9 protein-coding genes are annotated in these 12,776 nt (G+C 48.9%); 6 read left to right on the forward strand and 3 right to left on the reverse strand.

Translation table 11 applies throughout. The features are described from left to right. Positions 1-14: 14 nt before the first annotated feature. The 3 genes from AC50Y3_RS04325 (at position 15) to AC50Y3_RS04335 (ending at position 4,064) form a co-directional block, all read left to right on the forward strand. Positions 15-1,547: a spore germination protein gene (locus AC50Y3_RS04325; RefSeq protein ID WP_494817504.1), complete on the forward strand. Its 1,533-nt coding sequence runs from the start codon at positions 15-17 to the stop codon at positions 1,545-1,547. Between the two features lie 19 nt (positions 1,548-1,566). Next, the gene (locus tag AC50Y3_RS04330) at positions 1,567-2,739 is read left to right on the forward strand and encodes a Ger(x)C family spore germination protein (RefSeq protein WP_494817505.1); all 1,173 of its coding nucleotides are present in this window, start codon (positions 1,567-1,569) and stop codon (positions 2,737-2,739) included. Between the two features lie 233 nt (positions 2,740-2,972). Continuing rightward, positions 2,973-4,064 (forward strand): GerAB/ArcD/ProY family transporter, encoded by a 1,092-nt coding sequence (locus tag AC50Y3_RS04335; protein ID WP_494817506.1) that lies wholly within the window; start codon positions 2,973-2,975, stop codon positions 4,062-4,064. Between the two features lie 2 nt (positions 4,065-4,066). On the opposite strand, the gene AC50Y3_RS04340 is transcribed toward AC50Y3_RS04335, so the two are convergent. Beyond that, positions 4,067-4,867 carry a DUF2935 domain-containing protein gene (locus tag AC50Y3_RS04340; RefSeq protein ID WP_494817507.1) on the reverse strand — a complete coding sequence of 267 codons (801 nt, stop codon included), beginning with the start codon at positions 4,865-4,867 and terminating at the stop codon, positions 4,067-4,069. A gap of 174 nt (positions 4,868-5,041) precedes the next feature. Here AC50Y3_RS04340 and AC50Y3_RS04345 point away from each other — a divergent pair, with 174 nt between their 5' ends. Further along, the gene (locus AC50Y3_RS04345; protein ID WP_494817508.1) at positions 5,042-7,207 is read left to right on the forward strand and encodes a GMC family oxidoreductase; all 2,166 of its coding nucleotides are present in this window, start codon (positions 5,042-5,044) and stop codon (positions 7,205-7,207) included. Positions 7,208-7,367: 160 nt separating this feature from the next. Here the strand turns inward: AC50Y3_RS04345 and AC50Y3_RS04350 are convergent, their stop codons facing one another. After that, positions 7,368-8,591 carry an epoxide hydrolase family protein gene (locus AC50Y3_RS04350; protein WP_494817509.1) on the reverse strand — a complete coding sequence of 408 codons (1,224 nt, stop codon included), beginning with the start codon at positions 8,589-8,591 and terminating at the stop codon, positions 7,368-7,370. A gap of 227 nt (positions 8,592-8,818) precedes the next feature. On the opposite strand from AC50Y3_RS04350, the gene AC50Y3_RS04355 reads away from it, so the two are divergent. Both AC50Y3_RS04355 and AC50Y3_RS04360 read left to right on the forward strand, forming a co-directional pair. Further along, the gene (locus AC50Y3_RS04355; protein WP_494817510.1) at positions 8,819-9,127 is read left to right on the forward strand and encodes a TetR/AcrR family transcriptional regulator; all 309 of its coding nucleotides are present in this window, start codon (positions 8,819-8,821) and stop codon (positions 9,125-9,127) included. Between the two features lie 197 nt (positions 9,128-9,324). Then, a complete protein-coding gene (locus AC50Y3_RS04360) occupies positions 9,325-11,358 on the forward strand; it encodes a Na+/H+ antiporter (protein WP_494817792.1) in 2,034 nt (677 codons plus the stop codon). A 324-nt stretch (positions 11,359-11,682) separates the two neighbouring features. On the opposite strand, the gene AC50Y3_RS04365 is transcribed toward AC50Y3_RS04360, so the two are convergent. Next, positions 11,683-12,594, reverse strand: coding sequence for an AraC family transcriptional regulator (locus AC50Y3_RS04365; protein ID WP_494817511.1), 912 nt, complete (start codon positions 12,592-12,594; stop codon positions 11,683-11,685). Positions 12,595-12,776: the final 182 nt, after the last annotated feature.

Here is a 12,776-nt window from a genome sequence, read left to right on the forward strand (position 1 = left end):
GAGGAATTTCCCCTATGCCGAAGATTTATCAGGAAAAAGAGCAGACAAAAGGCACGACAAGCAGCATGCTGACAACCACATTGCAAGAAAACGAAATCGTATTAAGGGACACATTCGAAGGCTGCTCGGATGTGGTTTTCCATTCTTTTCGAATCCGCGGTCAGAAGAATGCACTGCTTACTTATATAGATGGATTAATTGAAGAAGGACAGTTGGATGATTCACTGCTTAAGCCGCTTATGCGAAATCAATCATCCGAGCCGCTGGATGAGAGCGAGGACATGCTTTCTTTTCTGCAAAATCAATGCATTACTATCAGCCAAGTGAAAAGAGATTCGAATATTTCAAGCCTCATTCAACAGATATTGAAAGGCTCTACTGTCATTATCATAGATGGCGAAACGGAAGCGCTTGTGCTTAACATTCCGGGCGGGAAAACAAGAGCCGTCGAGCAGACGTCTTCGGAGAATACGATTCGAGGCCCGCGCGATTCGTTCACGGAAGGCATCCGAACAAACGCAAGTCTTATTCGTCGAAGAATACGATCTTCTAAGTTAAAATTCGTAATGGTAACGATAGGCGAGTATACCCAAACGGATGTGGCGATCGCTTATCTGGAAGATATCGCTAATGATGCCGTAGTCCAAGAGGTTAAATCCAGAATTCAGAGTATACAGATCGACGGCGTGCTGGAATCGGGGTATATCGAACAGTTTATCGAAGAGCGCGCATTTTCTCCATTTCCTCAATATCTCGTCACGGAACGACCGGATTATATTGTAGCCGCATTATTGGAAGGGCGAGTTGCGATCTTGACTGATGGCTCTCCGTTCATCATTAGCGGCCCGATGTCGTTCTGGGGGTTTCTGCAGGCTGGAGAGGATTATTATGACCGCGTTCTGTTTGCGAATTTGGTTCGTTTCATTCGACTCATCTTAACATTGATTGCGCTGTTATTACCCTCTGTATATGTTGCATTAACCACGTTCCATCAGCAAATGATTCCGACAAATTTGTTATTAAGCATATCCGCCGCCAGAGAGGGTGTTCCTTTCCCGGCTATAGTGGAAGCGTTGATTATGGAAAGCACATTCGAGGCTTTACGTGAGGCAGGCGTACGTTTACCTAAGCAAATAGGTCAAGCTGTCAGTATCGTAGGTGGCCTTGTCGTCGGACAAGCAGCCGTGCAGGCAGGCATCGTTTCGACCCCGATGGTTATCGTGGTGTCCTTAACCGGAATAGCATCGTTTGCCATTCCCCGGTACAATTTCTCGTTCGCATTTCGAATACTAAGGTTCCCGATGATTCTGCTTGCCGGTATGTTTGGACTGTACGGCCTTACAGTAGGGCTGCTTTGCATCATTATCCACCTTGCGAGTCTCAGGTCGCTCGGCGTTCCCTATTTATTCCCTATGGCCCCGGTTAGCTTTCAAGGACTTAAGGATACGTTCTTCCGAGCGCCGTTATGGACGATGTATTATCGCCCGCAGCTGGACGGGAAACACCAAGCCCAAACCCGAATACCCAAAGGACAACAACCGAAATGAGCAGAGGAGGAATCGGGTTTTGAACAAGAAAGCGCCATTGAGGCTCCTTATGCTTTTATTTGTTCCGCTATTGAGCGGTTGTTGGGACCGGGTGGAAATGAATGATGTAGCCTTCTTCATGGCATCTTCGCTAGATAAAACCAAGGATGGCCGTTTGCTTGTTTCCATACAGATTCCTCTCCCCGCTGCAAAAGGGACTCCGTCAGGTAATTTGGGCAAAACGTTTTTCGTACTGTCCGCGGTTGGTACGAATATTTACGATGCAGAGCGCAAATGCCAGCAACTGCTTTCGCGAAAGTTTTTTAAAGGACATCGCCGGGTTGTTTTCATTGGAGAGACCTTCGCCCAAAAAGGGATTAAAGATATTATGGATTACTACACCAGAGATCCGGGAACCCGTCTTCGTACCTACCTGGTTATTGCCAAAGGCAAACAGGCGATCGAACTGATCAAAATGGATCATCCTTTCGAACGTATTCCTTCCGAGGAGGTTCGAGAATTGGAGTATAAACAAGTAGGTACAGCGGTTACCTTCCGGGATTTTCTGATTAACCAAGGTCGCGATGGAATTGTTCCTGTTCTGGGCGCAGTGGAAATTCAGAAACTACCGCAGAATAAGGAGCAGCAACAAGGCGATAAGTCGGAGCAAACCGTATTTCACCTTTCGTCGACAGCCGTCATGAAAAATTATAAATTGGTTGGTTACCTGGATGACATTGAAACGAGAAGCCTTAGGTGGGTTAAAGGCGAATTAAAGCATGAATACCTGGCCGAGAAAATTCCGAACGCTGAAGGGAGTGTTGGCGTTATTATGAATAAACCGGGGAGGAAGATAAAAGTGGTTGTCGAGCATGGCAAAGCAACGATTCATGTTGAGCTAACCGGTGAAGGATTACTTCAGGAATCGACTGTCAAACTGGATCTTCGTCGTCCCGAACATGTAGCCCAAATCGAACAAGGACTTAATAAGCTGATTACGGAGCAAGCGCTTCACACTATCAGGAAGGCGCAAACGGAATGGCGATCCGACATCTTTGGATTCGGCTTATGGGTTCATCAATATCATTATGGGACTTGGAAAAAGGTGCGTGCGGATTGGGATACGATATTCGCTGCAGCAGACGTTACCGTAGATATCGAAATCCATCTACGAAGAGCCGGAATGATTAGTTCTTCCAACAATATAGAATGAAAAATATAATCTTATACTCGTTATCCGTTGCCATGCTCTACTGGGTACAATTCAAGCTAATGAAAAAAACGGCTCGAACGTGGGATTATGTGATGGTGGGCATCATTTTAAGCTTGTCGACAATCATCGGTTTATGTTTATCAATGGGTATTGAACTGACTAGTCCCACTATGATTCTAGAAAAATGGGTAGTAGCTGTTTGGAATTGATGGAGCTGAGAAAGGGAATTACGAATGAAGAGTTATGGACTGAACAACATGATCTCCAATACAGAGCTGTGGGCTCTTATGTTCGTATTTATGATCGCAAGCTCCATGTCGCTGCCTATTGGTTATACCAGCGAACATGATTCATGGATTTCTGCCATCATTGGCAGCCTAGCCGGGCTGTGCATGGCTTGGACTTATGTGACACTTTGCGGAAAATTCCCACAAAAGTCCGTCATCCATATCGCCCAAACCCTGTTAGGGACCTGGTGTGGAACCGTGATTGGGATCTTGTATACAGGTTACGGGTTTCAGCTAGGGGCATACGTACTGCGAAACTTTGAAGATCTTACCGTAACGGTGTTGCTGCCTCGAACCCCGAGCGTTGTCGTTGGGGTGATTATGATCTCGATTTCGGCATGGGCCGCTTATCAAGGGATTGAGGTGATTTGCAGATGCGCACTTATCTTATTGCTCGTCGTCGTTCTGCAAATCGTCTCATTCAGCCTGTTATTGATACCAGAAATGAATCCAACCTTACTTTTACCCGTATTAGAAACGGATTGGGGTTCCTTGTTCGACGGTGCTATGCAAATCTCAACCTCCCCTCTGGGAGAGACGATATTGTTTATCATGATTATCCCTTTCATTAACCGTCCCGAAAAAGTGAAAAAGACGGTCCTCACAGTTGTTGCAATAGGCGGAATCGTCTTGATCTCCACTCATTTATTCAATGTGATGGTCATGGGGGAGCTCTCAAGTACACAAATTTTCCCTTCCTACACAACCGCAATGTACATTTCGGTAGGGGATTTCTTCGAACGAATCGAGCCGCTCGCGTTTATCGTCTGGGTATTTGGTGAATTCACGAAGCTCAGCGTTTGTCTCTATGCTGCCTCTTTAGCTTTAGCACAGACGCTAAGGAGCCCAAACTATCGGATATTCATTTTACCTCTCGGACTTGCACTGTTAGAGCTGTCCCTGTTTCTTCACCCGAATCAACTGGAAGTGATTGAGTTTCAGAAGCATATTTGGCCATGGGTATGCGTACCGTTCCAGTTTGCGATCCCTCTGTTTTTACTGCTTTTCTCACTCATCAAACGAAGAAAGCCCGATTAGTTTCAAACTCTTGGCTTGGTCGGATCGCATGCCGGTCTTGCTATGTCTTCCGCAGCTTGAGAGAGTTTCGTCAAATAATAGCATTCTTCCCGGTACATATGATCGGGAATCAGCGGCGATAGCGTGCTCAGCAATTCTTTGCCCTCCGCGAGTTCCTCTATTTCGGACAGAAATTTCATGAAAATGAGCATTACGTTATTCGCGTCCCGATTAAAGGCTCGCAAGGCAGGGAAATCCGTCAGGGAGGTTCGCATATATCCCGCAAGCTCGATCGCTTTGAGATAGTAAGCTTCGAAGTCGCGCTCGAATGTATCGCTTCTGTTTTTCCAAGCCTTCTCTACCAGATCGAACTGGCAAGACAAAATGCCCGCATGGCCGATTGCGTCTTGAAGCCATAATAAATGCTGGTGAATCGCGGGTCCAGGGGGAGGCAATTGTCTTCGCGTCAGAAAGCCAAATACGCGAATGGCTTCATCGAGTTCATTGACATTATGATTCAAGAACGTTGGAGCCAGCGAAATAACGATCGTTCCCGTCAGCGAGCGTTTCAACAAATGGAGCTTATACACTCGCAGTTGCGCGTTCAACGGATTCGCTGCTTGAAGCAAGGAGGCGATCCCACCGGCATCCAGGTTCTGCCGCGCTGTATTCAGAGAGCTATCGTAGGCTTGAATAAAATGGCGCGCACGGGCGATTTCCGCAGCTTCACCCGGGGCCAGCGCCTCATGAATAAACCTGGCGTGATCGCCTAATACTTGCAGCCAAAATCGGAGTTCAAAGAGCGCGCCAGCCTCAAAGCTCATATTCACAACTCCTTATTGAGTTGACTTTTCTACCTCTATCACCCTATGTGGAAGCATCTAGTCCAATGCCATGGGCTATCTGGCACACACCTATACTCATGTGCAAAGAAGAGGCATTTATATGTTGCAATTTGATGGTACAATAGAGTTGGAAAAATGAGGTGTACCTACTAAATGAAGAGCATGGGGTGGCGCTTGGAGATGAAGCCCGTCGATCGGAAGTCAATTTCTGCGGAGTTAGAAACAGTTTTGAAAGCGGTTGCGGACCGTTTGGTCCCGGAGGATACTTGGCCATCTGCCTCAGATGCCGGTGTGATTAGTTACTTAGAGCGGCACTTGAACGAGGATCCTGATACTTGGCTGAATCTTATAGAACCGGGTCTTCGAGCATTACAAGCAAATGCAACCATCCGCTATGAGCGGTTATTTGCTGAACTGACGGAGGAAGAGCGTGACCTTCTGTTGACTGATGTTCAGCGTGGCCAAGTTCAGGACTGGCCTGTTTCACCGAAGCTATTTTTTGATACATTATTGACTTTAGTCATTGAAGGTTATTATGGAAGTCCTGAAGCAGGCGGTAATCGCGAGGGCAAGTCGTGGGACATGATCGGGTTCCGTCCAGGTCCTGTTCCGGGAACCGAAGCTTCTGTCGAAGAAACCGATTTGCCACAGCGATCCTTTGATCAGCTGCGCGATCAGTATGATGTCATCGTGGTTGGGGCAGGGGCCGGAGGATCCGTAGCCGCAGGCGTCCTAGCTGAATCCGGACTTCGCGTGCTCGTCGTCGAGCGCGGCAGCTGGCTGCGTTATGATCAGGTTGGCCGCGACCATCTGCGCAATCATCGGTTGAGCAAATACGGTCACAATACCGGACCTGCGGCGGTAGGAAATCCGCGGACGATTCTATTGCCTAACGGGCAGGAGAGAATTACGGTTCCCTTCGAGGGCGACTATCACAATAACGCCATGACTGTTGGCGGCGGAACAAGGGTTTACGGTGCACAGGCTTGGCGGTTTCACCCGGAAGATTTTCGCATGGCGTCACGTTATGGCATTCCGGACGGAAGCTCGTTAAGCGATTGGCCGATCAGCTATCAGGAGCTTGAACCTTATTACGAGCGCGCCGAATGGGCAGTTGGCGTCTCCGGTGATGGGGATGCCCACGCCGGACGAGGCAAGAGGGAGCGGCCTTATCCGATGCCGGCAATACCGAGAACAATTGAAGGGGAACGTTTGGCACAAGCTGCCAAGAAGCTGGGTTGGGACGCGGGACCGGTGCCGTTGCTCATCAATTCTGTTGAACGAGATGGACGCCCGGCATGCGGGCAGTGCGGACAGTGTGTAGGTTTCGCATGTCCAACCGACAGCAAGAACGGCGGTCACAATACGATGATGGTGAGGGCTATCGCTTCAGGTAACTGTGACCTCATCTGCGATACGAAGGTGGAGCGTATTGAGACAGAAGGGGGAAGACGCGCCACCGGCGTGCATCTTATAAATGAGCGTCCTGATGGTACATTCCAGCGCAAGCAGATTCGAGCAGGGCATGTTGTGGTCGCAGCCGGCGCGATCGAGAGCGCCAGACTCCTTCTTCAATCAACAAGTGAAATAGAACCAAACGGGATTGGCAATCGATTTGACCAAGTGGGCAGGCATCTGCAAGGTCATGTTTATGCCGGCGCTTATGGCGTCTTTGATGAGCAAATTCAAGACGGAAACGGACCAGGCGTAAGTATTGCTACCTTCCGGTTTGAGCATAGCAACGAAGCAGGTGTAATCGGGGGAGGTTTGCTTGCTAACGAGTTCATTCGTCTGCCCCTCATACACTGGAATCGCGCACTTGCTCCGGATGCTGCCCGCTGGGGAACTGCTGGCAAGGAAACGATGCGTGAGACATTTCTGCGAACGAGCCAAATTCAAGGTCCCATCCAAGAGATTCCAACAGCCGAATCCAGAGTAAGGCTGTCGCCCGCGGTTAAGGATCGCTTCGGTCTTCCCGTTGTTCAGCTTTCCGGAGGTGTTCACCATGAATCTCTACGCGCTTCGGCCATGCTGGCTGAGCAAGCTGAGAAGTGGCTCTGGACTGCAGGCGCACGCCAAGTGTGGCGGACGCGGGCAGGCAATGGTCTTAGCGGTGGTCAACATCAATCTGGCACGCTGCGCATGGGAAATGACCCTTCGACATCGGTTACCGATCCAACGGGGCGAGTACATGGGTATGACAATCTCTGGGTAAGCGACGGCTCCGTGCATGTTACGAACGGCGGCGTGAATCCTGTATTGACGATAATGGCGCTGGCATTCCGCACCGCGGAGAATCTGCTGAAGTGTAAAGAATAATTTCTAATGCTGACCGATTTCGTTGAAATCTTCACCTGCGCAGCAGCGATTGTCCCTGAAAGCAAAGCTGTTTCAAGCCGATTTCAGGAGCTCCGAGCTCGAAACACAATCACTTAAAGCGAGAAAGGCTGCTGACTACAATGAAGCAGCCTTTTTCCCTTTATCGCAGAGACCTAAACCCAGCACGAACCTCTTCGGAGAACAACAGAGGTACTTCCCAAGCAGCGAAATGCCCGCCTCTGTCGACCTTGTTAAAGTAGATTAGTTTAGGGTAGGCTTGCTTCGTCCAGGTAAGTGGAGCTTCATAGAGCTCGTAAGGGAAGACGGTCACGGCAGTCGGGATCTGGACGCCCTTCACCACGAAGAAAGAGAACTTATTCTCCCAATAGAGCCGAGCCGATGATATAGCTGTTCTCGTCAGCCAGTAAAGTGTAGCATTATCGAGGATGTTATCTCGCGTAAGGCCTTCTGGATGTCCATCGAACGCCTTGATGATCAGCTCCAGACTGCAGACATCATGGTCCATTAAGAATGCGGCTAAACCTATGGGCGAATCCACCAGTCCGGTCAACGTCTGCGGGCGTGTGCCCATCATTTCAGCATAGCCGAGATGTCTGTAAACGAATGCTAACTGCTCGCAAGCACGCTTCTCTTCCGGTGTAAGATTGGAAGGGAGGGGATTGCCTTTCATGAGAGCCGTATCAATGTGAGGTGGAACCGCACCCGGCATGTTGGAGTGAATACCGAGCAGTCCCGGTGGTTTCATAACGCCCATGAAATCGGTAATAACCGCTCCCCAGTCGCCGCCCTGCGCCACATACTTCGAATATCCAAGTCGCTTCATTAGTTCAATCCATGCGCTTGCGATGCGGACAGGACCCCAGCCGGTCGTTGTCGGTTTGCCGGAGAAGCCGTATCCGGGCAGCGACGGAATGACCAGGTGGAAAGCATCCGATGCCTTAGCGCCATATGCGGTGGGATTGGTCAGCGGGTCGATCACTTTCAGCAGCTCGATGATCGAGCCGGACCATCCATGTGTCATGATCATCGGCAAAGCATCTTCGTGCTTGGAACGAATATGCATGAAATGAATGTCCAAACCATCGATCTCGGTCAAGAACTGCGGAATGCCGTTCAGCGTCTCCTCGCACTTGCGCCAATCATATTCCGTTGCCCAATAACGTGCGGTTTGCTGCATGGTTGCAAGCGGGACTCCCTGCGTTTGATCAGGCACCGTTTCCTTGTCCGGCCATCTTGTCGCGACGATGCGGTTATGCAATTCGGTAAGCTCCGATTCGGGAAACTGTATGGAAAACGGCCCCCGAATGGCGGTTTTGTCAGCTTGTTGCCCAACACTTTGTTGAGTAGTGTTTTCTTGTGCCATTGTATGAACTCCTTTGGATAAAGGCTGAATAGAACTCAGTAAAAACTCGGTAAATGAAAGATCATCATGGATTAATTCGTATAACATATTCAAGCATCCGCCCATTCGGACCAAATAAACTTCGCCGAATGTTGTCCGCTTCTGATATTCATTGACTTTATGCTTGGAAGAGGCAATAATGTGACTACATTATATTCGTGAGATCAGCGTCTTCAGAGGTGAAGGGAATGAGTAAGAAACAGGATATCATGACTGCTACGCTCGATTTGATTCATGAAGAGGGACTGCAATCGTTTACCTTCTCGAAAATTTTCAAACGAGCGAATGTCGGATCCGGCACGATTTATAACTATTTTGCCAATAAAGAAGAGCTGGTCAATGCAGTCTATAAAGAGGCACGGATGCATATCATTACGATTGTCAATGAAGAGAATCCGCCGCTGCGCTTGCTGCTGGGCAGTGATGAAGTCGAGATTGCAAATGCGGTAGACCATGGCAAATTAGCCGAAACGAAACGCTGGGAGAAGCTTAGCTGATCGGCAGATTTTGAAGTAAAAGAGCTCCCGCTGTAGAATAAATCGACGCTGATAAGAGCCCTTTGCGACCTTGAGTCCAAAGGGTTTTTTGTGTTTCAACTGCAGCAGGAAGGCGAGAATATCGGATTGCGATCATGGAAAATATAACGAAATATAGGTACGGACTCGAAAGACCATTGGGGGAAGCCAGCTTGGAAGTGTTTATAGTCGTACTTGTGTTACTTGTCCTTATAGGTGTGTCGAATGTGATTTATCGGTTCGTTCCATTCGTTCCGGTACCGCTCATACAGATTGTACTCGGCGGCCTCATTATCATGCTGCCGATCGGCATTCATCTTCAGCTGGAGCCGGAGCTGTTCTTTATCTTGTTCATCGCGCCGCTGCTGTACAATGACGGAAGACATACTCCGCGCGAGGAGCTTTGGCGGCTCCGGGCACCTATATTACTGCTCTCAGTGGGACTTGTTTTCGCAACTGTATTCGTGGTCGGTTATACGATCCACTGGATGATTCCCACAATACCGCTGGTTGCTGCTTTCGCACTCGCAGCCATACTTTCGCCTACCGATGCGATCGCCGTAAGCGCCCTTGCGGGACGAATCCACCTGCCCAAGAGCCTTATGCGACTTCTGGAAGGCGAAGCGTTAATGAACGATGCTTCAGGTTTGGTTGCATTCAAATTTGCGATTGCGGCGGCGGTGACCGGTATTTTCTCGCTGCAGAAAGCCGCTTTCAGTTTCATTCTTATTTCCATCGGCGGCCTGCTTGTGGGGGCCACACTCGCCGTGATCATAGCCGGTATACGACAATTGCTGCGCCGCAATGGACTCGATGACGAAACGATGCACATGCTGCTGCAACTGCTAACTCCATTTCTGCTTTATTTATGTGCCGAGGAAGTCGGCGTATCCGGCATTCTAGCCGCGGTTGCAGGCGGAATCGTGCATGCGATTGAGAAAGATCGCGTGGAATGCGACATAGGGAAGCTGAAATCCGTGTCTACCAGTACATGGTCGGTCTATTTGTTTATTTTAAATGGACTCGTATTTGTCATTCTGGGGACGCAAATTCCCGATGTGACCTCAATCATCTTCAAAGATCCCGGCTTTAACAATATTGTCGTTATCGGGTACGCCGTTGCTATCTTTGCGCTGCTGCTCGTGCTCCGTTTCGTGTGGACGCTGCTCTTTACGCGTGGCTGGCGGATATTTGGCACCTATAGCAAAGAAGCTTTAAGCTTCAAAGCGCTCATCATGACGACCATCTCCGGTGTACGTGGTGCGGTTACATTAGCGGGTGCATTCTCCATCCCTTTATTTCTGCATAACGGAGAGCTGTTTCCGGAACGGAATCTAATCATTTTTCTTGCAGCCTGTGTCATCCTATTGTCCTTGTTAACTGCCAGTATATTATTACCGCTAATTGCGAAGAAGCGTGTTGCGGTGGACGAAACTGCACTGGTACAAGAAGAGAACGAATGGCATATTCACATTTTGCAAGCCGCTGTGCGCCAATTACAGCAGGAGAGCAATGAAGTCAATGAGGATGCAGTAGAAGCCGTCATTGAAGAGTACAACCAAATGATCCAGCAGCTTGGATTGAAAGACAATCAGTACAAACGTGTATCGCGTTTGAATCAAGATGAAATCGCACTGCGGATCGAGGCGCTGGACATCGAACGCAACTACATCCAGTCACGGCTCGAGCAGGGCACGATCACGAAGAACCACGCGGAATTCTACAACAAAATGTTAGATCAAGTTGAAATTATTTTGGCGAATCGGCTGCACTTGTGGTTGTTGGTGTTCAAAAGGCTGCTCGGGAGATTAAAAGAGCTGCTCACAGGCGCACCGAATTCCGGGAAGAAATCATTAACGGAGAATGATCTTGAATCGCTGAGGGGACTCCGTATCGAGTGCGGTCAGGTCGTAATTAATCAGATGGGGCCATTGTGCGCACCCGAGAGTGCCAATGATCCAACGGAATGCGTAGTTGCTTATTATAAGCAGCTCGTGAATCGGCTTAGATCCTTTCAGCTTCACAACAAACGCAAGAAAGAAGCATTCGATGAAACGCGCAGAGAGCTTCATTGGATTGCGGTTCAGGCGGAGCGGTACGAGGTTCAGAATTTATACGAGCAGGGGAAAATCGACCGTGGGTTGGTATCCGAATTGCGACGCATCATACGGGACCGCGAGGCATCCATGTATGAACAAGTGGAGCTTGGTTAGTTCCTATGTAGAACCATCAACAGGCTTCCGAATATCGGCAGCCTGTTGAAGAGTTCACTGAAATTGTATGAATAACTGGAATCTCCCATATTAAACTAGCACAGTGCGGAAGCAGAAATAATGACTAATAGGATGAATAGGACTAATATTCCTGCTGCTCCAAAACCGGCGCCACCAACGTGACTTGGGCCACAATGACCTTGGCCAACTCCTCCGACGTTGTTCCCCATTCCATATCCCATAACGTTCATCTCCCTAAGTTTAGGTACGTTGCCAGTATATGTTCGTTTGTCTATACTGCAAGGGCTATTATCAGAATGGGCTCTAATGAGTTAGGTACATGTGAACATCCTGCATGGGCGGCCGTCCGTAAATCCTGGCATATTCCCGGCTGAACTGGGAAGGACTCTCGTAGCCAACGCGGAATGCCGCATCAGCGGCCTGCATGGATTCTGTGAGCATGAGCCGCCGTGCTTCCTGTAAACGTACCGTTTTCTGATATTGTAAGGGACTCAGTGACGTAATCCGTTTAAAATGTTTATGAAATGCCGACGTGCTCATATTGACAGACTTTGCGAGCTGTTCCACCACGATGGTCCGATCGAATTGTCGGTTTATGGTTTGGATCGCAAGAGCGATATTGTTCGCATGGCTGCCGATCACTGCGAATTGATAAAGGAGCGCGCCATGTTCACTTTGTAGGACGCGATACAAGATTTCGCGAATAACGAGTGGAGCCAGAACCGGAACATCATCAGGCTCATTTAGCAGCTGCATTAGGCGTACTATGGATTCCAGTAAAGCGGGAGATGTTCGATTAACCGTTATTCCACGGCTGAGTTCTGCGGGAACTTCAACCGGACGATTCCTCTCTTTCACGATATCCAAAATCATGTCGGTGTCGAAGCTCAGTTTCAAGCTTAGATAGGGGATCTCGGGCGAAGCTTCGATAATCCGCCCAACGATCGGCAATTCAACAGAAGTGATCAGGTAATTCGAAGGATCGTAGCGGTAGGTTTCGTCGCCTAATGTGCTTGTTTTTGCCCCTTGCGCCACGACGCATATGGATGGTTTATAGACGGATTCCAGTGGCTCGGACAGCTGTGTAGCATGCATGAGCTGCAAAGATGGCACTACCGTTTGATGCGTGCCAGTCAACGGAGCATGCCGGTGAATCAAGAATGCCAACTGCTGCAAGGCTTGCTCTGTTCGCAGCGGTTCAGTCCTGGTGTCCATGCCTACAGCTCCTTCCCGGTAACAATGTCATGTACTCTAATAATAGCGAACCCGAAGAGAATTAGGCAAGAATCGTGCAGGTATGTTCTAACGGATTCTTACAAACGCTGGCTATAATAAACTTACAAGTCGAGTTCAACCGATAAAACCGATTGGCCAATTCTAAGTTGCTGGGAGAGAAC

It is taken from the genome of Paenibacillus sp. J22R98 (assembly GCF_059383835.1).

What these genes read in the sequence shown, in the direction of transcription:
- AC50Y3_RS04325 (WP_494817504.1), top strand. Translation starts at nt 15, where the DNA reads ATGCCGAAGATTTATCAGGAAAAAGAGCAGACAAAAGGCACGACAAGC.
- AC50Y3_RS04355 (WP_494817510.1), top strand. Translation starts at nt 8,819, where the DNA reads ATGAGTAAGAAACAGGATATCATGACTGCTACGCTCGATTTGATTCAT.
- AC50Y3_RS04335 (WP_494817506.1), top strand. Translation starts at nt 2,973, where the DNA reads ATGAAGAGTTATGGACTGAACAACATGATCTCCAATACAGAGCTGTGG.
- AC50Y3_RS04365 (WP_494817511.1), bottom strand. Translation starts at nt 12,594, where the DNA reads ATGGACACCAGGACTGAACCGCTGCGAACAGAGCAAGCCTTGCAGCAG.
- AC50Y3_RS04340 (WP_494817507.1), bottom strand. Translation starts at nt 4,867, where the DNA reads ATGAGCTTTGAGGCTGGCGCGCTCTTTGAACTCCGATTTTGGCTGCAA.
- AC50Y3_RS04350 (WP_494817509.1), bottom strand. Translation starts at nt 8,591, where the DNA reads ATGGCACAAGAAAACACTACTCAACAAAGTGTTGGGCAACAAGCTGAC.
- AC50Y3_RS04345 (WP_494817508.1), top strand. Translation starts at nt 5,042, where the DNA reads ATGAAGAGCATGGGGTGGCGCTTGGAGATGAAGCCCGTCGATCGGAAG.